Below are 25,862 nucleotides of genomic sequence, written 5' to 3'. Positions count from 1 at the left end.
GATGGCAATTGTTATGTGCAGCAGTAAATATTTTGCTGCACACAAGGGTATCAGCCATCCACGTCAGCCGCCCGGATCAGCCTTTCCGCGCCGCGATCGCCTGTCCGGCCGCCACGGCGGACGACCACGCCCACTGGAAATTGTAGCCGCCCAGCCAGCCGGTCACGTCCACCGCCTCGCCAATGGTATAAAGGCCGGGGACCGATGTCGCCTCCATCGTGCGGGAGGACAGGCCCCGGGTGGAAATCCCGCCTGCCGTCACCTCGGCCTTGGCATAGCCCTCGGTGCCGGTGGGGTGGAAGATCAGGCTGGAGAGTTCACCCGCCGCGCGGTCCAGTTCGGCATCGGGGATGTTGCCCAGTTCGCGGTCGAAGGCGATACGGGTCGCCATCACCTCGGCCAGGCGGGCGGGCAGCAGTTCCGTCAGCGCGGCCTTCAGTTGCGACCGCGGCATCCGGCGGCGGGCGTCGCGCAGCCTGGCCCCCGCATCGGGCAGCAGGTTAAGCCGCACCGGATCGCCGGGGGACCAGTAGGACGACACCTGCAGGATCGCGGGACCGGACAGGCCCTTGTGGGTGAAAAGCGCCGCCTCCTGAAAGGACGCGGTGCCCACGGTCGCCGTGACGGGAAGCGACACGCCAGAGATGTCGCGGAAGGCCTGATCCCCCGCCCCCAGCGTGAAGGGCACCAGCGCGGGGCGCGGCGTCACCACCTCCAGCCCGAAGCGGCGGGCGATGTCGAAAGCGATGCCCGTGGCTCCCATCTTGGGGATCGACGGACCGCCGGTCGCGATCACCAATTGGGCCGCGCTGAAGCCTGCGACATGGAAGCGGCCGTCGGAATGCCCGATCTCTCCCAGCTGGGTGGACAGCCGCACCTCGACCCCGCCCTTGGCGCATTCGTCCAGCAGCATCGCCACGATCTGCCGGGCCGAGCCGTCACAGAAGAGCTGCCCCAGCGTCTTTTCGTGCCAGGCGATCCTGTACCGGTCGACCAGCTCCAGGAAATCCCACTGGGTATAGCGGCTGAGCGCGGATTTCGCGAAATGCGGGTTCCCGGACAGATAGCAGCCGGGTTCGACGCCCATGTTGGTGAAGTTGCAGCGCCCGCCGCCCGAGATCAGGATCTTCTTCCCGGCCTTGGGCGCATGGTCCAGCAGCAGCACCCGCGCGCCCGCCTGCCCGGCCGTGGCCGCCGCCAGAAGACCGGCCCCGCCGGCCCCAAGAATGATCGCGTCGTAAGTCATCGCCGACTGATAGGCCGGTGCGGGCCCGCGGAAAAGGGGCGGCATCGCGAATGGACTGCTTCACCCACCGCTGGTGTATCGGAAAGAAGTGCAGCAGCCGGCCCGCGGGACGGGCGCAAAGCGGCCGCCCCCTGTTCAAACGGCGGGGACAGATCGACCGCCGCCCGGCCAGCGGACGGGGGGACTTTCATCTTGAAGACCGGGTCTCGGACAGCCCGGCCCATGTCGGCCGTGCCCTTCATCACGTTACGCTTTACGCCCATTCCCCGGTCGAAGCCCGCAACCGGATCCGCGACGTTGACCCGGTGACCTGCCTCCTGCGCTTCAGGGCACCTCCTCCACGGCGGCCAGACCGGCCGACAACACCCGGCAAATGACCGCCGGCAACGCTTTGGACGCGCAGTTGCTATATACTTCCCGCGACTCTTCCTTTACGGGCCCTGATCTCGCCGCCCCCAACCGGCGCCTTCTTCCCCATCCGATGGAACTCCGTGCCATGATCACCCCCCTGTCCGAAGCCCTTGCCGAGCGTGGCTACGACACGCTGACCGCCGTGCAGGAGGCCGTGATCGATCCGGAGCTTGGAACGTCCGACCTTCTCGTTTCCGCCCAGACCGGGTCGGGCAAGACCGTGGGCTTCGGACTGGCCATCGCACCGACGCTTCTGGGCGACGACATACGTTTCGGCCCCGCCGCCGCACCGATGGCGCTGGTGGTAACGCCGACCCGCGAACTGGCCTTCCAGGTGATGCGGGAACTGGCCTGGCTTTACGGCAGGACCGGCGCGCAGGTCGCCAGCTGCGTCGGCGGCATGGATATGCGCCAGGAACGCCGGTCGCTGGAACGGGGCGCGCATATTGTCGTGGGCACGCCGGGGCGCCTTCGGGACCATATCGAACGCGGCTCGCTGGACCTGGCCGCGATCCGCGCCGTGGTGCTGGACGAAGCGGACGAGATGCTGGACCTGGGCTTCCGCGAGGACCTGGAGTTCATGTTGGGCGAAGCGCCCGAGGAACGGCGCACGCTGCTGTTTTCCGCCACCGTGTCGCCGATGATCGCGAAACTGGCCGAACAGTTCCAGCGGGACGCGCGTCGGATCAGCACGATCAGCAAGTCCGACCAGCATGCCGACATCGCCTATCAGGCGGTGCGGGTGGCGGCGCCGGATGCGGAACACGCGATCTTCAACCTGCTGCGCTTTCACCACGACGAAAGCGCCATCGTCTTCGCCAATACCCGCGCCGCGGTGAACCACATGGCCGCGCGGCTGGCCAACCGGGGCATCGCCACGGTGATCCTGTCGGGCGAACTGTCCCAGGCGGACCGGACCCAGGCGCTGCAATCCATGCGGGACGGACGGGCGCGGGTCTGCGTGGCGACGGATGTCGCGGCCCGCGGCATCGACCTGCCGAACCTGACGCTGGTGATCCATGCGGATCTGCCGACCAATACCGAAAGCCTGCTGCACCGTTCCGGCCGGACGGGCCGCGCGGGGCGCAAGGGCGTGTCCTGCCTGATCGTCACGCCCAAGGCCGTAAAAAAGGCCGAACGCCTGCTGAAATGGGCCAAGATCAACGCCGAATGGACCATGGCGCCGTCCGCAGCCGAGATCCTGGAGAAGGACGAGACGCGGATGCTGGCGGACCCCGCCTGGGACGATCCGCTGACCGAGGAACAGCAGGCCTTTGCCGCCAAGCTGCTGGCTCTGCGCAGCCCCGAAGTGATCGCCGCCGCCTACATGCGGCTCTACCAGTCGCGCAATGCCGCACCCGAGGAACTGCTGCCCCCCGACATGAAGACGCCCCCGCGCGAACGCGCCGATCGGGCGGAATTCGGGCCCAGCCGCTGGTTCTCGCTGTCCGTCGGTCAGAACGACCGGGCCGAGGCGCGCTGGCTTCTGCCGCTGCTGTGCCGGGCCGGGAACCTTGACCGGTCGGCGATCGGCGCGATCCGGGTGCAGGACAGCGAAACCTATGTCGAGATCGCCGAGGCCGGGGTCGAAACCCTGCTGGCCAGCCTGGAAGGCGACGGCAGCCTGGAGGAAGGCATCACCGCGCGGATCATGGATGCACCCCCGGTCCTGCCGGCCGGTCGTGGTCCGTCCACCGGCAAGCCCGGCCCCCGCGGCGACAGGCCGGGGCCGCGGGGCGACAAGCCCCGTCCCCGGGGCGACCGCCCCGAACGGTCCGACCGATCCGATCGTCCGCGGTCCCGTGACCGGGATCACTCCGATACCCCCATGGCGATGCGCACCCCGGCCCGGTTCGAGCAGTCGCCCGCGCCCAAGGCCGCGGCAAGCGATGCGCCCGCGCCGGCACGGGCCGAAGCCCCGGCGCCAAAGCGCGAATGGACGGAAAAGCGGCCCGACAGGCCCAAGCCGGCAGCCAAGTACGGCCGCGACGCTGGTCGCGGCGATGGCCCCGCATCGGGGGACCGGCCGCGCGGCAAGCCCGCGGGCCGTCCCGATGGCAAGCCGGGCGGAAAACCGGCGGGCAAGTTCGGCGGCAAGCCGGGTGGAAAGCCTGATGGCAAGGGCCCGGGCAAACCGGCCGGAAAACCCTTCGGCAAGGGCAAGCCGGGCGGGAAACCCGGTGGCAAGCCTGCAACGACTGCGGATGGGCGCGATACCTCGAAACGGTTCACGCCCCCGGGTGGGGCCAAGCCCGGCGCGCGGAAGCCGCGCACCCGGACCGGCGGCGATGCCCCGCCCCGTCGCGGCAAGTAAGTCCTGAGGACGCCTTCCGGGGACGGCGCGTCAGTCGCCTGACACGTCCTCTGGCATGCGGCCGTCATGGCGGGTCCAGACCGCGCGCTCCCCGGCGAAGCGGGGAATGGCGACCGGCGACACGCCCAGTTCGATCGCGAAGGAAATCAGGCCGGTCGCGGTACGGATGATCCGCGGCCGGATGTCCCTTCCGTGGACGAACAGCAACCGGTGCCGGACCCCGTCGATTTCCGCCAGGACATAGAACTTCCACGCCCCGCGATAGGAATTCGTCTGGCGGAAGGGCGTGTCGATGCATTCGACCTCGACCTCTCCGCCCTGCTCCAGCGCCTCGCGCAGGCCCGCCAGCGATATCACGGGGGAAATCTCTTTCATGTCGCGGCGATCCTCGGTTTCGGGCAGGCTGCCGCCAAGGCCTAACCCGGGACCACGGAGGCGTGGAACCATTCGGGGGCCAGGCGATATCTTTTCGCGGCGACCCATATCATCCGTGCAACGCTTCCTGTTCAGGTCCCACCCGGCCCCAGGCCGGGTAGCGGTTGGCCCGCCCCACATACCTTGAGTGCGGCGGCGGCTTCGCGCCCTTCCCGCGGATTGGCTGCGACCGTTCTTGCGGAATCGTCAGACATCCCGCTTTGGGGCCGGACTGCCGTTGCCCGGCGCCCAGTTCTCCCACGCTACATCAAAGCAGACCGACCTCGACCAGCCCCGCCAGCGCGCCCGAGAATCCGGCGTTGTAATCCGTCGCCACCTCATTCTGGACATAGTCCCAGCGGTCGTCGGAATAGTTGCCATAACGGTCCGGCCCGCCGACCAGCGCGCCCGTCAGTTCGTGAACGTTGTCGCCACTGGCATAAACGTCCGTCTTGCCCGACGCCGCACGGTGATGCGGGTTCAGCGGGAAGGTCTCACCGAAGCCCACGACATAGCTTTGCCCGTCCGGATTGTCGCCCAGCATGTAGTCGATCTGATCCGCCGCAAAGCCCCGCAACAGCGCGGCATAGGCATCGTCGCCCTGTTCTTCCGCAAGGTCGGCGCGTTCCACCGCCAGGAAGGCCATGTTGGCGGCATAGCGGTTCGACCCCCACTGATCCAGCCAGGCCAGGCCGTCATTGCTGTCGGTCCCCGGCGTCCGGGACAGGTTCATCATGGCCGTCAGATGCGCATCGATGTCGTTGACATAGCGCTGCTCTCCAGTGATCTCGGCCAGCAGCATCGCCGCGCCGTTCGACTTGTCGTCCCAACCCAGCGCCCAGCCGGTATTGGCACCCGGATAGTACTGTTTCGCCAAGGCTAGATACGACGCTTCCCCTGTCGCCTTGTTCAGCCATGCCGCGGCCCAGGACAGTTCGTCCTGATAGCCGCTGTAGCTGTTGTAATAGTTCCGCGCGTCCGGAATCGCGTCGACATAGGAGCCCTGGTAGGTCTCGGCAAAATCGAACAGCTGCTTTGCCGTGGTCAGCAGTTCGTCGGCTTGGGCCGTGTTGCCGGCATCGCGAAACACCATGGAGGCCGAGGCGAGCGCGGCCGCGGTTTCCGCCGTGACTTCCGTCCCCGGCCGGTCTGCCGTGATCGCATAGGCCGGGCGGTCCATGGTCATGTCCTCGGGTGCGCCCCAGAAGGAATGGTCCAGCCCGCCATTGCCGACCTGCCCCCAGAAGACGTCGTCCGACAGGTCCGCCGTGCCCTTGTCGTCATAGGCCCGCAGGAAATAGTCGGTCACCCAACCCAGGTGCGCCAGGATGTCGGCCTCCGCTCCGGCCGCTTCATAGCCGTCGGCATGGTCCACTGCGCCCCAGGCCAGCGTGGTCGCGGTAAAGGCCATGGGCAGACCGAACTTCACGTGGTCGCCCGCATCGTACCAGCCGCCGGTCAGGTCGCGGCCCACGTCGGCACCATCGTCCAGCGCGCTGTCGCCGCGCCAGTCCAGCGGGAAGTCGTCGGGCAGGTCCCCGGAATACTGGGCATAGTAAAACTGCATCGACATCGTCAGGGCGGACCCATAGTCGTCCGCATCGAAGGGCGATCCATCCGCGCCACCGGTCCCGCCGCCCGTATTCCCACCCGTGCCGCCGCCGGTCTCTCCCCCGGTTTCGCCCCCCGTCTCGCCTCCGGTCCCGCCGTCGACCGTATCGCTTTGCCCATTGGCGGACACGACCATCACGGGGTTGCCGCCCGGCACGGTCCCGTCGGCGGTGAAGCCGAAGGTCTGGCTTTCCCCGGGATCCAGATCCAGCGTCCAGCCGGAGGCCTCGATCAGCACGTCGCCATCGGCTTCGTTGTCGACGGTCGCGCCCCAGATGTTGCGGACGGCAAAGCCCGCGTCCTCGATCAGGATCGACCAGTCGTCGAGGGCGATGTCGGTGTCGTTCGTCACGGTGATGTCGGCGTTGAACCCGTTGCCCCAGTCCGAGGTGATGCGGAACGCCACCTCTGGCACCAGCGTGCCATCGTCCGGGTTCCCGCCCGTTTCGCCACCGGTTTCCCCACCCGGCTCACCGCCGGTTTCACCGCCGGTCTCGCCACCTGTTTCGCCGCCGGTCTCGACGGGTTCGCCATTGGCGGAAACGACCAGCATCGGCGCGTCGGCCGGGGCGGTGCCCTGCGCGGTGAAGCCCAGCGTCTTGCTTTCGCCCGGGGCGATGTCCAGCGTCCAGCCGGTGCCTTCCAGCAGCACGTCGCCATCGGCCTGGTTCTTGTGCGTGGCACCCCAGGCATTGCTCACGGTAAAGCCGGCATCGCCGATCAGGACTGACCAATCCGCAATCGCCTGATCCGAGGTATTGGTGACGGTCAGGCCCGCGTTGAACCCCGATCCCCAGTCCGACGTGACCTCGAAGGTAACCGCCAGCCCCGCGGCATCGACACCGGTATAGCCGGTGCCGCCTCCACCCTCCGGATCGGTGCCACCTGTCTCACCGCCGGTTTCACCGCCCGTCTCTCCCTCCGTGGGATCGGGGTCGACCGTAGTGCCCCCGTGCCCGGCGGTCAGCGGATCCTCGCCATCCACGCGCGCTGAATAGGTGATGCTGGACGCGGACGGCGCCGGGCCGCTACCGTTGAACCCAAGCGAAATGCTGGCCCCCGGCGCCAGGTTCTGGGTCCAGCTGACGCCGGTGATCAGGATGTCGCCATTGGCCAGGACCTCGACCTCGCCACCCCAGATGTTCGTGATCTCGAACCCCGGGTTCGCAATCCGGATCGAGAAGTCCTCGATCACGCTGTCCGTGTCGTTGACGATGTCGATGTAACCCGTGAAGCCGGTATTCCAGCTGGATCCCAACCGCCAGGACATGTCCGGCAGCAGCGCGTCGTCGGGCGCCGCGGCGCCGGGGGGCAGGATGGGGGCAAGAAGATCGGTCATGTCGTCACCTCGGATCGAAGGCCAAGTCGATGGGATTTTGGTTCCGGCTGGAATCGCCGGGGTGCTCGTCAATAGGCTGAACGGTACGAAAAATCTTTCATATGTTCAATAGATATCTTTTGAACATTTTAGATACGGATCATCGCGGCCGGATGGCGCAAGGATCGGCGAGGGCATGGTCAGCCGCGCCAAAGCCGCTAAGGTAACGCGACAGCCCGGAAGACCTGACGGGAAAGGACCATGCATGTCGCTGGACTGGGACGTGCCGCCCTTCTGGGCGCTGAACATCGCCAGGGTGCTGGAAGCGCGGACCGGATCCGCGGCCGCAGCCCTGGATCGGGCTGGCCTGCCCGCGACCTTCCTGACGTCTCCGCCGGACCGGATTGCCGTCGGGAAAGAGGTCGCCCTACTGGACGAGGCGACCGCAGCCCTGGGCGGAGAGAGAGAGGCGGCGCGGATCGGGCTGGCCTATGATCCGCGGCGGACTTCGCTTCTGTCCTACCTGCTGCTGAACGCGCAGACGCTGAAGGAAGGGGTGGCGCTGGCCGAACGTTTCGTGCGGGTGGAACGGCGGCGGGCGGTCTTTACCAGCCGGGTCGAGGGCGAAGAGGTCATGCTGATCATCGACGTCGGCGCCACCGGGATGCGGGACAACCCGCCCTATATCGAACACGCGCTGGGAACCGTCCTGTCGGTACTGCGGATCGCGGTGGATACCGACCTGACGCCACGGCGCCTGACGCTGGCCCACCAGCGGCCCACCGCGTTCGAGGCCGATCTGGCCGCGCTTTTCGGTGCGCCGGTCGCCAGCGGCCGGGGCGAGGCGGCGCTGGTCTTCGACCGGTCCGTCCTGTCGGCCCCTTTGGCGGATCCGGACACGGTATTGCTGCCGCACCTGACCGCCCATGCGCAAAGCCTGCTGGACGGGATGGCCGCCACCCCTGGCGCGCTGGGGGCGAAGGTGCGGGCAGAGATCGCCGGCCGCCTGTCCCATGGCACGCCGACCAAGGACCAGGTGGCCGCCGCCCTGGGGATGAGCGCGCGGACCCTCTCGCGCCATCTGGCGGACGAAGGCAGCAGTTTCGAAGCGCTTCTGAGCGGTCTCCGGCGCGAACTTGCGGAACGCTATCTTCAGGACCGCGGGCTGGGTCTGGCACAGATCGCGCATATGCTGGGCTATGCCGACCAGGCGGGCTTTACGTCCGCCTACAAGCGGTGGACGGGACGGACACCGGGGGCGGCACGGCCGCGCTGAAGCGGGCCCGACAGGCCCCCGGTCCGGTCCTCTGACAGGAACGCCCAAAGCTTTGTCCCGCTTGTCAAAAGCCGGGGCGCTGCCGGGGGCGGGACGAGCCCCTATGTCCGCGGGACACCGTATTCCGACCCAGGACAAACACCATGACCGACGACGACCGCAGGTTTGCCTTCCCCGTTTCCCTGCTGATGGAGCAGCGCGCGGACGGTACGCGACTGGTCCGCGGCATCCGCTATCGCTGGAACACCGGCGAGACGCAGATCAAGTGGTGGGACGACGCGCAGCACGACGCAGCGACGCTGGAGGAAGAGCCTTTGGCGTCGTCGTCCAGGCCGTCTTCGGGTTACCGGGCCTGAGGATCCCGGGGTGGCCCAAATAATACGTCCCGCCCGACCGCAAGGCCGGGCAGCGGTCGACGCTCCACGCCAATCGGATGGGGACGGCCGCTGCTCTTCTTGCGTAATGGCCAGCCCTCGCGCCCATTCGCGCAATGGATCGGCCAGAACCTTCCAGAGCCGGACAAAAGTTGGCCGCTGCCCGGCCTTGCGGCCGGGAGGGACATAATGTTCGGCGAGGTCGCGAGCCGCCAACAGCTTCGTTCGCGCTGCAGGTCCTACCCCTGCAACTGCCCCAGCAGTCCCCGCGCCGCCCCGGTCAGAAGGCCGGTGTCCACGCCGGCGGCAATGAACTTGTAGCCCCAGTCGCGATAGCGCAGCGCGTCCGCCGCATTGGTTGTCAGGATCCCCGGTGCCTTGCCCGCGGCCGTGATCCGTTCGGCCGCTGTCCTGATCGCCTGCTGCACCGGTTCCGCCCCAGGCGCGCCGAGATGACCCAGCGACGCCGACAGGTCCGATGGCCCGATGAACACGCCGTCGACGCCCTCGACCGACGCGATCTCCTCCAACCGGGACATGGCCTGGCCGGTCTCGATCTGGACCAGCACGCAGATCTGGTCATTCGCCGTCTTCAGATAGTCCGGTGCCATGCCGTATCGGCTGGCCCGCGTGCTGCCTGCCACGCCGCGGATTCCGTGCGGGGGATACCGGGTGGCGGCAACGGCGGCCGCCGCTTCCTCGGGTGTCTCGACGAAGGGGACCAATACCGTCTGCACGCCGATATCCAAGATCTTCTTGATCAGCACCTTGTCGTTCCACGCCGGCCTCGCCACGGCCGATGCCGTGCCCACGGCGCCCGCCTGCAACAGCGGTTGAAGGGATGCGATTTCCACCGGGCTGTGCTCGGTATCGTAGAGCATCCAGTCGTAGCCAGTCAGCGACAGCGCCTCGGCCGCGACGGGGCTGCACAGCGTACTCCACAGGCCCCATTGCAACTCACCCGCCAGCAGCTTCGCCTTGAAGGCGTTTTTCGGGGCGCCGGTCATGTGAACTGCACCGCGACAGAGCCGAGCGGTCCGAAATCGGCATGCAGCGTGTCGCCCTTCGCCGCCCAGACCGGCCGGGTGAAGGACCCCGACAGCACCATGTGACCGGGCTCCAGCGTCGTGCCCAAGGGCCCCAGTTTGTTGGCCAACCACGCGATGGCCATGGCCGGGTGGCCCAGCACGCCGGCGGCCAGCCCCGTCTCCTCGATTTCCGAGTTGCGATAGAAGATCGCGCCGACCCAGCGCAGGTCGACCTCGTCGGGCCGCACCGGGCGGCCGCCCAGGACCGTGCCCGCGGCGGCACCATTGTCGGCCACGGTGTCGAAGATCCGGCGGGGTTCGGTGACGCGGGCATCGATGATCTCGATCGAGGGCACGACCCATTCGGTCGCGCGCAGCACGTCGACCAGGCCGATGCCCGGCCCCTTCAGCGGTTCCTTCAGGATGAAGGTCAGTTCGGGTTCCACCCGCGGCACGCAGAAATTGTCGAACGGCACCTTGGCCCCGTCGTTCAGCACGAGGTCGGAAAACATGTAGCCGTAATCGGGTTCGTCGATCTTGGACGAGGCCTGCATCGCCTTCGACGTCAGGCCGACCTTGTGGCCCACGACCCGCACGCCCTGAGCCGCCTTGGCCTGGGCCACCATGGAGGAGATGGCATAGCTGTCCTCGATCTCGATTTCAGGGAACATCTCGGACGGGCGGGGGCCCTGCACCTTGGTACGGTGACTTTCCAGAAGGGAATCCACGGCCTGCTGCCGCTGTGCGTCTGATAGCATTGGGTCCTCGAAGGGGTCGTTGAAATCGAAGGGTCAGAGTTCCGGGTCGCCGGCGGTCAGGTGGGCCCACATCCGTTCGACGATGCCGCCCGCACGGGTGGCCCGGGACGCGGCCTGATCGGGCGGGATCGCGGGGGAATCGGCCAGACCGGCGGCGCGTGCCGCCAGTTCCACGCGGCACATGTCGTCCAGATACCAGGCCAGCATCACCGCTTCCTCCAACGAGGCACCGGTGGTCACGGCGCCGTTGCCGCGCATGATCAGGCCTGCGCCCTCCCCCATGGCCGCGATGGCGCCGTCAGCCTTTGCGTCGTCGCGGACCAGCTGGATATCGTCCCAGATGCCGACCGCGGGCGCGAAATAGGTGCCGAACCCGTGCCGCATGGCCGGGGCCACGCCAACCGCGGCCAGCGCCATGACGCTGGGTCCCATGAACCGTACGACGCCCCGAGCCCCGGGCCGCGAGGCATAGATGCGCTGGTGCAGACGGACCTCTCCCAGCACACCGTCCGGCAGAGGACCGGTGACCGGCACCTCGGTGCAGGCCGCCCCCGGTTCGACCAGGCCCATCGGAACCGACGGGCAGACAAGGAAGCGGTCGGCATCGATGCGGGCGGAACAATGGCCATAGGCATGGACCAGCCCGTGCCGCCCAAGGGCGCGGGCAGCGATCCGGACCGTGCGGGCGAGATCTGTCATTTGAACTCCGCGATGTCGGGTTTCGATCCCCAGCCGCAAAAGCCGGTCGGATCCGCCGGGAACTGGCGTTCGCGGTAAAGAAGTTCGTCCGCGATGCTTTCCACGCCGGACGAATATTCGAAGACCATCCCGTCGGGCCCTTCGAAATACAGGAACTTCGCCATCGAAGTCACGTGGCGGCCCGGCCCGAACACCATCTTCACGCCCTTTTCCGACAGGTAGTTGAAGGACCGCTGAACGTCGTCGGCCGACTTCACCTGGTGGTTCACGTGCTGAATCCCGGCGCGGTTGGTTGGGAACAGGGCAATGGTATGGTGCACCTCGTCGATCCGCAGAAGCGGCGCATCGCCGATCCGGTCGCTGACGCGGGCATTGCAGACGCGGGTCCAGAACCGTTCGTCCCGTGCGGCATCGGTCGTGCAGAGGCCCACATGGCTGAAGCCCGTGATCCCGGCATCGCGGGTCCCGTGATACCGCCGGCCCGAATTTTCCGGGCGCACCACAAGTTCGATGGTGTTGCCCGTGGGATCGCGGAACCGGATGAAGGCCTTCACCTTGCGGATCGCGGCCTCTTCCGCCGTACCGAGGTGGACCTGGTGGTTCATCTCTTCCAGCGACGCCGCGGCCTGTTCCAGTTCGGCTTCCGACCCGATCACGAAGGCCACGGCCTGATCGGCCGGATCGCCTTCGAAATAGCACAGCGTATGCGCCCTTTCGTCGGACTTGAAATACACCGCCCCTTTCGAGCGATCCGACACTTCCAGCCCCAGGTAATCGCGGGCGAAGAACTCGGCCCCTTCAAGGTCGCGCGTGCCAAGGCGGACATAGCTCACGTCTTGCAACTGGATCATCTCACCCTCCTCAGGCTGAATATTCCGGAACCGTGGAGGTGCTGCCCCATGCGCAGAGCCCTTCGGATGAATGCGGGAACTGCCGGGGCGGGCAGTCGGCGGTGAAATCGCGGCGGGCGCCTTCGGTGACATAGCCGAACAGCACCGCATCGGGGCCGCGGAAGGTCAGGAATGCCTCGTCCGATGTTGGCCGGCGGCCCGGCCCTGCACAGATCGGGACCTGCGCCGATTGCAGGAAATAGTTGTTCTGCATCAGCTGGTGCAGGCCTTCGACCTCGTACTGCACCTCAAGGATCGCGTCCCGGCCGGACGGGTGAATGGCGATCCGGTGATGGGCATCGTCGATGGCGATATAGACCGCGTCTCCCAGGTAATCGGCGACCTTGCCGCCGAAGACGTCGGTCCACAGCTTCGTGTCGGCGGCCACGTCGGTCGAGGCGAAGGCCACGCCGAAGAATTCCACGATCCCCGCATCCCGCGTCCCGTGATAGCGCCAGCCGCTGTCCAGCGGGCGCACTACGACCTCGATCCGGGGACCGTTGCGCAACCGGATCCACGCCATCTGCTTGCAGAGCCGCGCGGCACATTCCGCGGCGGTGCCCGCGGTCACGGTGTACCCGGCCGTTTCGAGCCGGACGCACATCGCCTCCAGGTCTTCGGGGTCGCGGACCTGGACGGCCAGTGCCTCGGTCGGGGCCTCTGCCGCTTCCACGATCAGGGACGCATGACGGTTGTCGGACCGGTACATGGCCACGCCTTCGGGCGAGGTCACTTCCTGCAGGCCCAGGATTCGGGTGGCGAAATCGCCGGTCTTCCTCGGATCGGCCACCCCCAGCCGGACATAACGGAGCTTTTCAACGACGGACATCGGCCCTCCCCTGCTGATGCTGGTCACAACTTCACACAGACGTTGCGGATCTCGGTATAGAATTCCAGCCCGTGAACGCCGCCCTCGCGACCGATGCCGCTGGACTTCATGCCGCCGAAGGCGGTGCGCAGGTCGCGCAGGAACCACGAATTCACCCAGGTGATCCCCGCTTCCAGCTGCGCCGCGACCCGGTGCGCCCGGCTGACATCCTGCGTCCACAGCATGGATGCCAGACCATAGGGCGAATCGTTGGCGCGCGCGATCACCTCGTCCTCGGCATCGAAGGGAGAGATGTGGACGCAGGGCCCAAAGATCTCTTCCGTCATCACGGCATGATCGTCGGCCAGCCCGGTCCAGATCGTGGGTTCCACCCAGTGCCCGCCGGACAGGTCGCCCTGCATTTCCATCGCACTGCCACCGGTCACGATCTGCGCACCGCCAGCGCGGGCCATGTCGTAATAGCCCAGCACCTTGGCGGAATGATCCCGCGGGATCAGCGGACCGATACTGGTGGCCTTGTCGAAGGGATCGCCCGGCGTCAGCGCGCGGGCCCTGGCGGCCAGACCTTCGACGAAGGTGTCGAAGATCGGCCGTTCGACATAGAGCCGTTCGGTCTGAAGACAGACCTGGCCCGCATTCATGAAGACGGCCCTTGTGCTTTGTTCCAGCGCCTTGTCCAGGTCGCAATCGGCAAAGACCACGCCCGCGTTCTTGCCGCCCAGTTCGAAGGACACCGGGCGCACACCCTTGGCGGCGGCGCGCATGATCGCCTCGCCTGTCCGCGTCTCGCCCGTGAAGGTGATGCCGTCGACCAGCGGATGCTCGGTCAGCCACTGGCCCGCCGCATCTGGCCCGTGGCCGTGGATGACGTTATAGACGCCTTCGGGGATGCCCGCGTCGCGCATGACCTCGGCCAGCAGGGTCGCGGTGGCGGGCGTTTCCTCGGACGGTTTCACAACCACCGCGTTGCCGCAGGCCAGCGCCGGCGCGACCTTCCAGGTCATCAGCAGGAACGGCAGGTTCCACGGACAGACGATCCCGATCACGCCGCGGGGTCCCCGCAGGGAATAGTTGATCGCGTCGCCGCCATCGGGGGCGATCATCGGAAAGAACTCGCCCGGGGTCTGTTTCAGGATATCGGCGAAGGCGCGGAAATTGGCAGCGCCCCGGGGAATGTCGAGATGCGAGGCCATGGCGACCGGCTTGCCGGTGTCCAGGATCTCGGCCCGCAGGAAATCCTCGAAGCGCGCTTCGATCCCGTCGGCGATGGCGTGGATGGCCTTCGACCGCTGGTCAGGCGTCATCTTCCCCCAGGGCCCTTTCAGCGCAGCCCTGGCGGCGCGGACGGCGCGGTCGACATCGTCCTTCGTCGCTTCCTCGACCAGCGAGACGACGCGCCCCGTCGCGGGGTCCACGTTCTCGAATGTCGCGCGGGCACCGCCGTCCACCGGCCGGTTGCCGATGAAGCCCGTGATCCTGCCGGGAAGGGTTCCGTCCATCATCTCGCCTCTCTGTCCGTTGGGCCGCGCAGGGCGGGGGGCTCCCCCGCCGCCACGCAAGGTTTCACTCAGTTGGAGGCTTCGGCTTCGAGCTTCTTCAGCATCGGTGCCTTTTCGCGCCATTCTTCGTACCAGCTGTCGATCGACGGCCCGAACCAGGCGCGGTCGACCCGGGTCACCGGCACGCCGGTGGTTTCCAGCTTCGCCAGGTAATCCGCGTCGATCTCGGCATAGCCGGTGACCAGCGCGGCCAGGTAGTCGTCCATCGCCTTCTCGACCACGGCGCGGTCGGCATCCGAAATCGTGGCCCATTTCCGGCCCGACGCCACCGCCGCCATCGGGAACATCATGTGATCGGAAATCACGATGCCCTTGGCGTGTTCGTAGTATTTCGAATTCCAGGTGCCCTCGACATCGATCTGCATCCCGTCGACCTGCCCGTTGGCGAAAGCGTCATAAAGCGCCGGCAGGGGCATCGGCGTGGGCGCGGCGCCCACCTGCTGCCAGAAGGCCAGTTCGGGCGCGAAGGGGATGGTGCGGATCTTCTTGCCGTTCAGGTCCGCAGCACTCTCCACCGGAAAGCCGGTGACGATCATCCGCATCCCCGCCATGCCCCAGCCCAGACCCACAAGCCCGAAATCGGCCATGCCGTCCAGAAGCTCCTGCGCGACGCCGCCCGTCAGAAGCTTCGACGCCCCGGCCACGTCGTCGACGATGTAGGGCGCCAGGAAGATGCCGTAATTCGGGTCGCGGTTGGCGAATTCGCCCAGCGTCAGGAAGGCAAAGTCCAGCGCGCCGGTCTGCATCTGCTGCAGCATCTGCGCCTCGTTCCCCAACTGGCCCGACGGGAAAATCAGGATATTCACCCGGCCGTCGGTCTGGGCCTTGATATCCTCGGCCATCCTGGTCGCCGTGACACTCCACATGTGCGAGGGCGGCGTGATCAGGCCCAGGCGATAGTCCTCGGCAGCAGCCGACACGGCTGCAAGGCCCGAGACGGCAAGCGCGATGGCGCCTGTCAGAAGTCGGTGCATGGAATTTCCTCCCTGAATTTCCGTTCTGTTGTCCCCCCGGCAGGCTCCAACCGGTCCGGGGTTTCGTCTTCTGCCGCCCGTGCCTCTGCCGCGCAGCGCAGGAGGTCGGGCATGGTGCGGTCGCGAAGGGCAGCGGCCCGGTCCAGCGGCGGCAGGTCGGACGCCGCATAGGCATCCGCCAGCGCCGCGCAGGTCGCCGCATCCAGCCTCGGGGTGCCCAGATCGTCGAAGATCCCCTGCATCGGACCGGCCAGGGCTTTCAGGAACTGGCCCATCCCGCCCTCGGCGCCCGAGAGGGCAAAGACGGTATGAGGGCCGACAAGGCTCCACCTTGGTCCCAGCGCATGGGTCACGGCACGTTCGGTATCGGGCAGGTCGGCGATACCTTCGACGACCATGTGCACCGCCTCGCGCCAAATCGCGGCCTGAAGGCGGTTCACCAGGTGGCCCGGGACCGGCTTTTTCAGCGTCAGCACGGTCTTGCCGATCCCTTCATAGATCGCGCGGGCGCGGGCCAGCGTGTCGGGCGTCGTGGCCGTGCCGCCCACGATCTCCACCACCGGCATCAGGTAGGGCGGGTTGCAGGGGTGACCGATCAACAGCCGTTCGGGATGTTGCAGCGCCGGCGCCATCCGGTCGGCGGTGAAGCTGGAGGAGGAGGACGCGATCGGCGCGTCCGGCGCCACGAAAGGCTCGGTCTCCGTCAGCACCCGGTGCTTCAGCTCCAGATCCTCGGGCAGGGCCTCCTGCAACAGGTCGACATCGCGGATCTGGTCCAGGTCCACCCGGCGCGGCAGCAAGGCCATGTCGGACAGGTTTCCCAGTTGCGCGACGATCCCCCGCGCGGCTTCGAAAGCGGCCGCGATACGGGCGTCGGCCGACGGGTCGGGATCGACCACCACCGCCTCGGCCCCGCCCACCGCGAAAGCCGCGGCCCAGCCGGCGCCGATCAGGCCGCCGCCAAGGATGGCAACACGTGTCATTGCAGGATCCTTCCAAGCCCGGTCGAGAGATCCGGGAAGATCGTCAGCGCCACCAGCACCAGCGCCACCGACAGGAAGAAGGGCATGATCAGGAGCGCCAGCCGTTCGGCGCGGACCTTGCCCATCAGGGCCGCCGTGAAGAGGCCGGTGCCCACCGGCGGGGTCAGCAGGCCCGCGGTCAGGTTCAGGCAGACGATGACGCCGAACTGGAACGGATCGATGCCATAGACCCCCGTCGCCACCGGCAGGAACACCGGCACCACAAGGATGATCGCCGGGATCGGGTCGGTGATCATGCCCAGGAACAAGAGCATCAGGTTGATCAGCAGCAGGAACAGGATGGGCGACGACGTCAGCCCCTGCACCCAGGCCGAGACCAGCGCCGGGATGTTGGCGAAGGTGATCACCCAGGAAAACAGTCCCGCCGCCGCGATCAGGAACAGCACGACGGCCGAGGATGCGGCGGCGCGCATGAAGGCCGGCCAGATGTCCGAAAGCTCCATCTCGCGATAGACGAACAGGCCGATGAAGGCGGCGATCAGGGTGGCGATGGCGGCGGCCTCGGTCGGGGTGGCGATGCCGCCCAGGATGGTGCCGATGATGACCACCGGGATCAGCGCGGCCGGCAGGGCGCGGCCTACGGCACGGATGCGGTCCGCCACAGCCACCTTTTCGCTTTTCGGAAAGCCATGCTTGCGCCCCAGCAGCCAGATTACCACCAGGAAGGCCGCGAACAGGATCACGCCCGGCACGATGCCCGCGATGAACAGGTCGCCGATGGGCAGCTGCGCGATGACCCCGAAGATGATGAAAAGCATGCTTGGCGGAATGATCGGTGCCAGCATGCCCCCCGCGGCCGTGATCGCCACGCTGACATCGCGGGGATAGCCGGTACGCTCCATCTCCGGCACCGCAATCCTGGACATGATCGTGATCTGCGCGACGGTCGACCCCAGGATCGACGCCATCATCATGTTGGCCACAAGATTCACATAGGCCAGCCCGCCCCGGACCGGCCCCAGCATCGCCAGCGCCAGCGCCATCAGGCGGCGGCCGATCCCTCCAGAGCTCATGAATTCGCCCAGCAGGATGAAGAGCGGCAGCGCCAGCAGACCGTAGTTTTCCAGCCCGCCAAAGAAGATTTGCGGGAAGGACAGGAACAGGACCGACTGGCCCGACACGAGGATCATCACGATGGCCAACGCGATCAGCGCAAAGGCGATCGGAACGCCCGCGGCCAGGAAGGCAAGGAAGGCGGCGCCGGCCATCAGATCGGCTCCTTCTCTTCGGCGAAAGTCGACAGGACATGGATCAGCCCGGTGATGCAGAAGACCGGCAGGATCAGCCAGAACCAGACCTTGCGGATGCCCAGCGTCGTCGTCGGTTCCTGATAGATGAAGTTGAAGCTGGCGCGCGAATAGGCCTTCAGGCTGTCCGCGGTGAAGGCGTTCACGGGATCGAACCAGGTCCACAGCATCCACGCCAGGAAGCCGAAGATCGCCAGCAAGACCACGTCGACCGCCACCGTCATCCGATAGCGTTGCGTATCCGGCAGGGCATCCTGCAACAGCGTCACCGCGATGTGCTGGCGGTTACGCAGGCCCAGCGAGGCACCGGCAAAAGCCGCCACCGCGATCAGGTAGATGGCCAGTTCGTCCGTCCAGATCAGCGGCACGCCCATCGCGCGCGACACGACATTCGTCAAAAGCAGGCACAGGATCACCAGGATCACCAGCCCCGCAAAACGCGCCTCGGCCCAGGCGATCGCGGCGCTTAGCCGTTTTAGCGCAGGTCGCACCCCTGTCGTGCCGGTCGTGTCGGACATGTCCACCATTCGCCTCTCCTCCGGCCGCAGATAAATATCGATATTTTTTCCATGTCAAATATAAAATCGATATTTTTGATCTTCGATCCACGGGGCCGGCCGTGTAGAACGAAGAAGAACAGGGAATTCGGGGAGCCTTGGCCAGTGACAGTGATTGCGGCGGACACGCCCGAGAAGACGATTTCCGAGCGCGCCTATCGCATGATCCGGGCCGAGATCGTGTCGGGGGACCTGGCCCCCGGCGCCAAGCTGAAGATCGAGATGCTGCGCCAGCGCTACGACATGGGCGCGGCCCCGCTGCGCGAGGCGCTCAGCCGACTGTCCGGCGACCGTCTGGTCCTGCTTTCCGGTCAGCGCGGCTTTGTCGTGGCACCGATATCCGCGAAAGAGGCGGCCGATATAGGCAACCTGCGCAAGATCCTGGAGATCGAGGCGATCCGCCAGTCAATTCCCCTGGGCGACACCGCGTGGGAGGAACGGTTGATCACCACCTTCCACCGGCTGTCCCGGCTGGAAGAGGGCGAGGATCAGGGCATCGACACGCTGGACGAATGGGAGAAACAGAACGCGGCCTTTCACGGCGCCATCGTGGCCGCCTGCCCGTCAGACGTGCTGCTTCAGATCCGCGCGCAGCTCTTCGCGCAACACGAACGCTATCGCCGGTTCAGCCGGATCAAGACGGTCCGCAACCGCGCGATCCACGATGAACACGACCGCCTGTTCGAAGCCGCGCTGGCCCGCGACGTCGATACGGCGGTCGAGGTGACGGGCCTGCACATCGAACGCACGACCGCCGCCGTGGTAGCGGCACTGGAAGGCGAAGCCCCGGCCGCCGGGCAAGGCGCACCGCAGCCGGCATGACCCCCCGCGCATAGCTGCCATGCCCCGAAACCGATACCCCAATCGGCTTTCCCAATGTTATCCTGCGCGGAACCGGAGTCGGCAAAGGCGCGACAGCCGCATCCAGCCGAGGCCAGATCCCGTATGTCCCGCACCGAAAAACTCCGGATGACCGAGTTCTTCCGGCCAGCCCGCCCGACGGCGCGGAACAGGCAGGTCGACGCCGGGGAAAGCGGCTATCTTCTGGGCCGGATTTCTGCCGCCGTCGCGATCTTTGCGGCGATCTTGGCCAGCACCACGCCCAGCCCGCTCTATCCCGTCTACATAGCCGAATGGGGCCTGGCGCCCAGTGCCGGGACGACGATCTTTGCCACCTATGCCATCGGTACGCTGGCGACGCTGTTGCTGTCGGGCCGGCTGAACAGCTTGGTCCGCGACCGGCGCGCGATCCTGCTGCCGGGGCTGGTGATGACCGCGCTTGGCGCGATCCTCTTCGCGATGGCCGACAATCTGGCCATGCTGCTGATCGGGCGGCTGATGTCCGGCGTCAGCACCGGGCTGATCACCGGCACCGCTTCGGCCCTGCTGCACGACCTGGATCGGCCGGACAAGCGCGGGCGAGCGGCCACCATCGCCACCGTCGCCTTCACCGGCGGCGCCTTTGCCGGGCCCTGCGTCTCCAGCCTTGCGCTGGGAATCGATCTTGCACCGCTGGTCACGCCCTTCCTGGTGATCGCCGGCACCGCCATGGCGGCCTTCATCGGGCTGAGCCTGGCGGCCTGGCCCCGATCCGGCGCCGCATGCATCCCTGCTAAGGAACCGGCAACAGAACCCGCGGCCGAACCTGCGCCGATGGATCTGTCCGATCTTCCCGGCCTTCTACCCGGGACCACGGCCCGGCAGATCTTCCGGCTGTCCTGCCTGGGCATCGGGGTCGCCTGGGGCGTCGGGTCGATGATGATGGCCGTGGGCGTCAGCGTCGCGTCGGATGTCTTTCATGTCGGCTGGGTCGTACTGGCCGGGCTGGTTCCGGCGCTGTTCCAGCTGTTGGCCGGCATCGGGCAAGTGCTGGGCGGGCGGATCCGCGGCCTGACAGCCCTGCTGATCGGCTTTTCCGGGCTGGCGGTGCTGCAGGCGCTGATCGGCTTCGGCGCGGTCTGGGGGCTGACAGGGCTGTTCCTGCTGTCTGTCCCGCTGGCGGGCCTGGCCTATGGCGCGACCTTCGTGGGCGGCGCGGCGCTGGTCAACCAGACGTCCGAACCGTCGCAGCTGGGCCGCCGCATCTCGGGCTTCTATGTCGTGGGCTATCTCAGCAACATGATCCCGACCTTCATCGCCGGGCTGCTGATCGACCGCTACGGGCTGCTGCCGGTCTTCACCGGCTTCAGCCTGACGGTCGCGCTGGTGGCCGCGACCGGCGTGGCGCTGGTGCTGCGTCAGAGGCGCGAGCCGCTCTGACCCCGCCGCCCGGCCTGTCAGCCGTCCAGATGGACCACCAGCCGGTCGCGGCTTTTTTCCCACAGCAGGGCCAGGTCCTTCAGCGCATTCTGGGATAACGTCCCGGTCTTGGCCGCGGTCTCGATCCCGGCCAGGGCGTGGTGCATCCCTGTCAGCCCGAAGGCCGCACAGGACCCCGCGCAGGCATGGGCGCGTGCCGCAAGATGCGGATCTTTGACCGCCGCCACCTTCAGGTCGGCCACCGCCAGGTCCGTTTCCGCCAGGAACTTCCGCGCCAGCCGGTCGACCTCTTCCGGCTTCAACAGGTCCCGCATCGATTCCAGGTAACCCTCATCGAACAACCTGGCGCCGGTCACGACCGGTCCCCCCTGCCCATCCGGCGTCCCGCCGGCGGCAATGGCGGCCAGCATCCCCACCAGTTCGGCCCGGTCCACAGGTTTCGAGATACAGTATTCCATTCCCGCCTCGCGGAAGCGCGCGACCTCCTCGGGCAGGGCATGGGCCGTAACGGCAATGATGGGCGCCCGGGCCGAAGCCCCGCCCCCCGACCGGATCGCCCGCGCGGCCGCCTGCCCGTCCATCACCGGCATCGAGATATCCATCAGGATTACGTCGAAGGCCCGCGCCGCCGCCAGGGCGACGCCCGCCTGCCCGTCGACGGCTTCGGTGACGTCATGGCCTTCGGCCTTCAGCATCTCGCGTGCGACGAAGCGGTTGATCTCGTTGTCCTCGACCAGAAGGGCCGACAGCGGCCGGACCGCCCTGCCCGCGCCATCCCGCAGGTGCCCGAAGGGTTCCTGCTGTGCGGGCAGGTCCGCCGCCGGCGGCAGGGCCACGCGCACCCAGAACAGGCTGCCTTCGCCTTCTTCGCTTTCCACCCCGATTTCGCCGCCCATCAGTTCCGTCAGGCGCCGTGCAATCCCCAGGCCCAGGCCCGTCCCCCCGGCCTGCCGAGAATAAGAGCTGTCCAGCGTCTCGAAATCGTTGAAGATGCGTTCCAGGTTCCTGGCCGATATGCCCACACCAGTGTCCATGACCCGGAATTCGGCCATGTGGCCGGGGCCGGTCAGCTTCTCGGCCTCAATCCAGATTTCGCCGTGGCGGGTAAACTTGATCGCGTTGCCGACCAGGTTCAGCAGCACCTGCCTGAGCCGCCGGCTGTCCCCCAGCACCACGCTGCCGGGTTCCAACGAACAGGACCAGTGCAGGGTATTGCCGTTGTTCGTCGCCAGGGTCGAGGTCGTTTCCACCACCCCTTCCAGCAGACGCGACACTTCGAACGGGCGCTGTTCGGGCACCAGCTTGCCGGCCTCGTACTTGGCCAGGTCCAGCACGTCGTTGACAAGCCCCAGCAACTGACGGCCGGAATTCTGCATCTGGTCCAAGAGATCCGACTGCTTTTCCGTCAGCTTGTGGTCCCGCAGCAACTGCATCGTGCCCAGAAGCCCGTTCAGGGGCGTCCGCATCTCGTGGCTCATCACCGCCAGGAATTCCGCCTTCGCCGTTTCGCCCGCCAGCGCCTTGTCGCGGGCATCCAGCAATTCCGCCTCGGCCGCCTTCCGGCCCGAGATGTCGCGGACGAAAACCACGAACACCCGCTCGCCCGCGTCATCCGCACGGTCGAGCGAGATTTCGGCCGCGAAGCGCCGTCCGGTGCGGGTGATCGCCTCGGACTCGAACCGGCGTTCGCTGCGCTCCGGGCGGCGATGCTCGCGAATATAGCGCAGCTGGTTTTCCAGCAGTTCGGCCCGGATGTCCGGCGGGTGCACCAGCTTGATTGCGTTCATGCCGACCGCCTCGGTCCGGTCATAGCCGAACAGCGCCTCGGCCGCGCCGTTCAGGTCGATCACCTTGCCCCGGTCGTCGCACACAAGGATCGCGTCGACCGTCGTTTCGACAATGGTCCGCATCCTGGATCCGGTCCGGGCCACGTCCCGCGCCTGCCGTTCGGACACGCGATAGAGCCGGTAGAACGACAAAGCCAGCAGCGTCAGACCGCCCAGCAGAAGCCCCAGCACTGTAGCCATCAGGATCAGCGTATCCGCAACCTCCTCCCGGCGGCTGTCCGAAACCTGGGCAAAGCTGGTCAGCCCTGCCAGCGACAGCTTGCGGATCGCGGCCTCCAGCACGACGGCCTGGTCCAGCAGGGCAGGCAATGCCGCCTCCAGCCGGTTGTCGCTGCCGTCGATCAGCGCGACGGTGTCGTCCAGGAAGCTGCGCACCACCGCCCGCGGGGCATCGAAATCCGCATCGTCGCGCAGGCGCCGGAAGGACACGCCGTTCTCCAGCGTGGACATGCGGCTGTAGAAGATATCGAACCGCCGGCGCACGGCAGCCAGCTTTTCCGGATCCCGCTGCGCTTCGAGCAGGGCCACCTTGAAGCGCAGGAATTCGACATCCGTCTGGGCCAGCACCCATTGCAGGTTGTCGGAATTGGCGGTGTTGAACGCATCGATCCCGCGCAGGACCAGCCAGCCCAGCCCCGCGACGGTGCCCATGCAGAAGACCAGCAAAACCACGGCAAGACGCGTCCGCACCGGCCTGAGGCCGGCCCGCTGACGTGGGTCCTTCGCTGTGGGCCCCCTGCCCTCCTCAGCCGGGTTCACCGTGCCTCCTCAGGCGCCCCGAGGGCGCATCGCCTAGTCTTCGACCGTCATCCGGTCCAGCTGCCAGATACTGCGGGAGTAGATGACCTCGGTCTGATAATCGGTTTTCGCATCGAAGGGGTAAATGACCCAAAGCGGGCCCTTGTCGCGCAGCGACATTTCCGCACCATTATGCTCGAACGCCACGATGGGGCCGTCGGCAACCCAATCCTCTCGCGGGATCTCGACAGCATAGTCGTTGACCGCAGTGGCGCTGATCGTGTCGCCCCGGGCGCCCACTGCCTCCATCAAGGCCGCCAGCGGCACGCCGCGGAAGGTCTGTTCGCCTTCGGTCCAGATCGTGGTCGTGGTGATGGTGACGGGGTTCATCGCCTCGAGCATCGCAAGGTCGAACCGGGCGGCATCGCCTGCGTTGGTGATGGAGATATCACCCCTGATCGTCAGAAGCACATCGCCGGTCGGCGCCGGCAGATCTTCGGCCATCGCCGTCGAGGCCAGGAGCGTGGCCGAAAGGGACAGGGCGGACAGGATGCGGGTCATCGGCAAGGTCTCCTCCGTTCGGACGATCCCGCGGGTATGCCACACCGCCCCCTGCCCCGTCATCCGCGCATCGGACCAACCGGCCTATCCCGAAGGATAGACACGACCCGTTCAGCGGATACCGCGGTTTTGGGGGCAATGGACACCGATGAAACGGTTTGCCGAACATTTCGGAACGAAATTCAGACATTTGTTCCGCAATGGAACAACCTGACCTGGCCCGCCCACACCTGCCCTGCAGGACCGCCGCAAAAGCGGGCCGTCCCGATGTGCCACCTTCCCATCCAATCCCGATTCCCTGGAATTCCGGGCTTCCCCTTCGGGCCCAACCCGGGATGAGACGACCGTTTTAAGGGGGACGCCTGAAACGGCTTCCCGCCAAGGCCGCCCTAGGGTGCGCACCATCCCACTGCCCAACTCTTGCCAACTGGCAAGATTGCCTAAAACGACGCTTTTCCAGACCCTTGCCGGGATCAGATCGGATTGGCCTCGGCATATCGGCGGAAGAAGGCCAGGAAGGCGCGGTCCGGATCGGCAGGCGGCTCTTTCCCCGCGGCCCAACCCCGCCATTCGCCTTCCACGAAATAGATGTCATAGCCGGGATGGCGCAGGCGTGCGGTCTCGTATGTCTGGGTTTTCAGCGCCGCCCCCTGCCGGTCCAGCCAACCGGGCCGCGGCCGCATTTCGACCTTGGGTTCCTCGACCGGCTCCTCCGCGCGGCCCTCGGCCCGCGCGCGCCGGCCCGTCGACGCGAATTGCAATGCACGTTCCACCTTGCCCGTCGCCTCGCCATCCTTGCGCCACCACCGCAATTCGACATGGGTCACTGACCGGCCGGTCTTGATCGGGTGGATCTCGACCATGTAATCCGACAGAGCCGACACTTCGGCCACCGCCGGGTCGATGGCCCGCAGGCGGAAGTTCGACCACGATGTCAGCTTGCCCTTCGGCACCCCCAGCACACCGCGCATCGCTTCCAGGCTGAAAGTCTCGGACGATTTCCAGCGAAGGTTCCCCCGCTTCTGCACCATCTCGTAGAGCGTCAGCGCGTATTTCGAACTCAGCGCGAACATCACCTCGCGCTGGAGCCGCGCAAAGACGGTCGAGTTCGAGATGATCTTGCGCAGCCGCGGCGGGATCTCGTATTCGAACAGGCCGTCGGACCGCGCCATTTCAAGGTTTCCCCCCAGAAGCTGCACGCGTTCGATGGCAGGCTTGCCGTCCCAGACGGCCTCGACCTTCACGATGGCGGCCATCAGCCGTTCGATGCTGTCGCCGATCCGGTCGTTGGAATTGTGCGAACCGCGCAGGTCCGCCTTGGCAATGACATGGACGACAGGCTTGTCGATCGCGTCCCAGGCGTTTTCCAGCAACTGGTTGTAGATCCGCCGGTCGGTCAGAGTCAGCGGCGTGACCTCGATCAGGTCCACCAGCTCTCCCGGCTTGACCAGCGATTCCCGGCTTGGTCGCGCGTCGACCGTCCGGTATTCTTTCGGTGCCTTTGCCATGGCTGCTCGATTCACTACTTTGTTTTCTTACTTTTGTATCCACAGGGACGTAAGCTGACAAGCATGGCCTTCACCCGAGAAGTAAGCTTTCAGGCCCCCTGCCCAGGGCCGTGCGAATCGGATCGCCCTGCTTTTCAAGGCTTTTTTCAGGGGTCCGATTCGCCCCGAACCGTCCCACCCGAAACGTAATTTAAGGCCATCCCAGGACGTATCGCCAACCCGCCCGATCCGTAAGCCCAGCCCACCCGGTCCGTAAGTGATACCGTCCCGAAACGTAACCGACAGGTCCAAAAATCTCATATTCCAAAGGGCCTGGACTGCCCTGAACAAATGAATCCTTGAATCCAGAACCTAAGGGGTTTTTTCGATTTGGGTTTTGGGTTTCAGTCCTGTTAGACCCC

At 66.6% G+C, this 25,862-nt stretch carries 21 protein-coding genes; 5 read left to right on the top strand and 16 right to left on the bottom strand.

Annotation, left to right across the window (positions count from 1 at the left end; all coding sequences use genetic code 11):
* Window positions 1–76: 76 nt before the first annotated feature.
* Window positions 77–1,246: a BaiN/RdsA family NAD(P)/FAD-dependent oxidoreductase gene (locus FQK05_RS12550; RefSeq protein WP_158967664.1), complete on the bottom strand. Its 1,170-nt coding sequence runs from the start codon at window positions 1,244–1,246 to the stop codon at window positions 77–79.
* 496 nt (window positions 1,247–1,742) lie between these two features.
* Between FQK05_RS12550 and FQK05_RS12545 the strand changes: the two genes are divergently transcribed.
* A complete protein-coding gene (locus tag FQK05_RS12545; protein WP_158967211.1) occupies window positions 1,743–3,971 on the top strand; it encodes a DEAD/DEAH box helicase in 2,229 nt (742 codons plus the stop codon).
* 30 nt (window positions 3,972–4,001) lie between these two features.
* Here FQK05_RS12545 and FQK05_RS12540 read toward each other — a convergent pair whose 3' ends face one another.
* A complete protein-coding gene (locus FQK05_RS12540; protein WP_158967209.1) occupies window positions 4,002–4,346 on the bottom strand; it encodes a hypothetical protein in 345 nt (114 codons plus the stop codon).
* A 307-nt stretch (window positions 4,347–4,653) separates the two neighbouring features.
* On the bottom strand, window positions 4,654–7,335 hold the full coding sequence (locus FQK05_RS12535; protein WP_158967207.1) for a glycoside hydrolase family 9 protein: 2,682 nt from the start codon (window positions 7,333–7,335) through the stop codon (window positions 4,654–4,656).
* Window positions 7,336–7,579: 244 nt separating this feature from the next.
* Here FQK05_RS12535 and FQK05_RS12530 point away from each other — a divergent pair, with 244 nt between their 5' ends.
* Window positions 7,580–8,590, top strand: coding sequence for a helix-turn-helix transcriptional regulator (locus FQK05_RS12530; protein ID WP_158967205.1), 1,011 nt, complete (start codon window positions 7,580–7,582; stop codon window positions 8,588–8,590).
* A gap of 143 nt (window positions 8,591–8,733) precedes the next feature.
* The gene (locus tag FQK05_RS12525) at window positions 8,734–8,946 is read left to right on the top strand and encodes a hypothetical protein (RefSeq protein ID WP_158967203.1); all 213 of its coding nucleotides are present in this window, start codon (window positions 8,734–8,736) and stop codon (window positions 8,944–8,946) included.
* A 257-nt stretch (window positions 8,947–9,203) separates the two neighbouring features.
* Here the strand turns inward: FQK05_RS12525 and FQK05_RS12520 are convergent, their stop codons facing one another.
* The 10 genes from FQK05_RS12520 to FQK05_RS12475 all read right to left on the bottom strand — a co-directional run bounded on the left by FQK05_RS12520 (window position 9,204) and on the right by FQK05_RS12475 (window position 18,518).
* Window positions 9,204–9,971: an HpcH/HpaI aldolase family protein gene (locus FQK05_RS12520; protein WP_158967201.1), complete on the bottom strand. Its 768-nt coding sequence runs from the start codon at window positions 9,969–9,971 to the stop codon at window positions 9,204–9,206.
* Window positions 9,968–10,750, bottom strand: coding sequence for an FAA hydrolase family protein (locus FQK05_RS12515; protein ID WP_158967199.1), 783 nt, complete (start codon window positions 10,748–10,750; stop codon window positions 9,968–9,970). The genes FQK05_RS12520 and FQK05_RS12515 overlap by 4 nt, the downstream gene beginning before the upstream one ends.
* A gap of 33 nt (window positions 10,751–10,783) precedes the next feature.
* On the bottom strand, window positions 10,784–11,449 hold the full coding sequence (locus FQK05_RS12510; protein WP_158967197.1) for a class II aldolase/adducin family protein: 666 nt from the start codon (window positions 11,447–11,449) through the stop codon (window positions 10,784–10,786).
* Window positions 11,446–12,300 (bottom strand): VOC family protein, encoded by an 855-nt coding sequence (locus FQK05_RS12505; protein WP_158967195.1) that lies wholly within the window; start codon window positions 12,298–12,300, stop codon window positions 11,446–11,448. The genes FQK05_RS12510 and FQK05_RS12505 overlap by 4 nt, the downstream gene beginning before the upstream one ends.
* A 10-nt stretch (window positions 12,301–12,310) precedes the next feature.
* A complete protein-coding gene (locus FQK05_RS12500; protein WP_158967193.1) occupies window positions 12,311–13,168 on the bottom strand; it encodes a VOC family protein in 858 nt (285 codons plus the stop codon).
* Between the two features lie 23 nt (window positions 13,169–13,191).
* Entirely contained in the window at window positions 13,192–14,670 is a 1,479-nt protein-coding gene (locus FQK05_RS12495) for a 2-hydroxymuconic semialdehyde dehydrogenase (RefSeq protein WP_158967191.1), read from the bottom strand.
* A gap of 65 nt (window positions 14,671–14,735) precedes the next feature.
* Complete coding sequence (locus FQK05_RS12490; RefSeq protein WP_158967189.1) at window positions 14,736–15,701, bottom strand: TRAP transporter substrate-binding protein; 966 nt, start codon at window positions 15,699–15,701, stop codon at window positions 14,736–14,738.
* Window positions 15,686–16,684 carry a 3-hydroxyacyl-CoA dehydrogenase family protein gene (locus FQK05_RS12485; protein ID WP_199252646.1) on the bottom strand — a complete coding sequence of 333 codons (999 nt, stop codon included), beginning with the start codon at window positions 16,682–16,684 and terminating at the stop codon, window positions 15,686–15,688. The genes FQK05_RS12490 and FQK05_RS12485 overlap by 16 nt, the downstream gene beginning before the upstream one ends.
* Window positions 16,681–17,952, bottom strand: a complete 1,272-nt coding sequence (locus tag FQK05_RS12480; RefSeq protein ID WP_199252645.1) for a TRAP transporter large permease — start codon at window positions 17,950–17,952, stop codon at window positions 16,681–16,683. The genes FQK05_RS12485 and FQK05_RS12480 overlap by 4 nt, the downstream gene beginning before the upstream one ends.
* Complete coding sequence (locus FQK05_RS12475) at window positions 17,952–18,518, bottom strand: TRAP transporter small permease (RefSeq protein ID WP_233270482.1); 567 nt, start codon at window positions 18,516–18,518, stop codon at window positions 17,952–17,954. Before FQK05_RS12475 ends, FQK05_RS12480 begins: the two co-directional genes overlap by 1 nt.
* Before the next feature lie 135 nt (window positions 18,519–18,653).
* Here FQK05_RS12475 and FQK05_RS12470 point away from each other — a divergent pair, with 135 nt between their 5' ends.
* The gene (locus FQK05_RS12470; RefSeq protein WP_233270481.1) at window positions 18,654–19,370 is read left to right on the top strand and encodes a GntR family transcriptional regulator; all 717 of its coding nucleotides are present in this window, start codon (window positions 18,654–18,656) and stop codon (window positions 19,368–19,370) included.
* A 147-nt stretch (window positions 19,371–19,517) separates the two neighbouring features.
* The gene (locus FQK05_RS12465) at window positions 19,518–20,807 is read left to right on the top strand and encodes an MFS transporter (RefSeq protein ID WP_158967185.1); all 1,290 of its coding nucleotides are present in this window, start codon (window positions 19,518–19,520) and stop codon (window positions 20,805–20,807) included.
* A 17-nt stretch (window positions 20,808–20,824) separates the two neighbouring features.
* On the opposite strand, the gene FQK05_RS12460 is transcribed toward FQK05_RS12465, so the two are convergent.
* The 3 genes from FQK05_RS12460 to FQK05_RS12450 all read right to left on the bottom strand — a co-directional run bounded on the left by FQK05_RS12460 (window position 20,825) and on the right by FQK05_RS12450 (window position 25,461).
* Entirely contained in the window at window positions 20,825–23,326 is a 2,502-nt protein-coding gene (locus tag FQK05_RS12460) for a hybrid sensor histidine kinase/response regulator (RefSeq protein ID WP_158967183.1), read from the bottom strand.
* Window positions 23,327–23,446: 120 nt separating this feature from the next.
* A complete protein-coding gene (locus FQK05_RS12455) occupies window positions 23,447–23,953 on the bottom strand; it encodes a molybdopterin-dependent oxidoreductase (RefSeq protein WP_158967181.1) in 507 nt (168 codons plus the stop codon).
* Between the two features lie 473 nt (window positions 23,954–24,426).
* Entirely contained in the window at window positions 24,427–25,461 is a 1,035-nt protein-coding gene (locus FQK05_RS12450; RefSeq protein WP_158967179.1) for a replication initiation protein, read from the bottom strand.
* Window positions 25,462–25,862: the final 401 nt, after the last annotated feature.

This window comes from Chachezhania sediminis (assembly GCF_009765275.1).
Classification (GTDB): Bacteria; Pseudomonadota; Alphaproteobacteria; order Rhodobacterales; family Rhodobacteraceae; genus Chachezhania; species Chachezhania sediminis.
The sequence above is the reverse complement of the archived record's forward strand: the minus strand, read 5'-3'. Positions and strand labels throughout refer to the sequence as shown.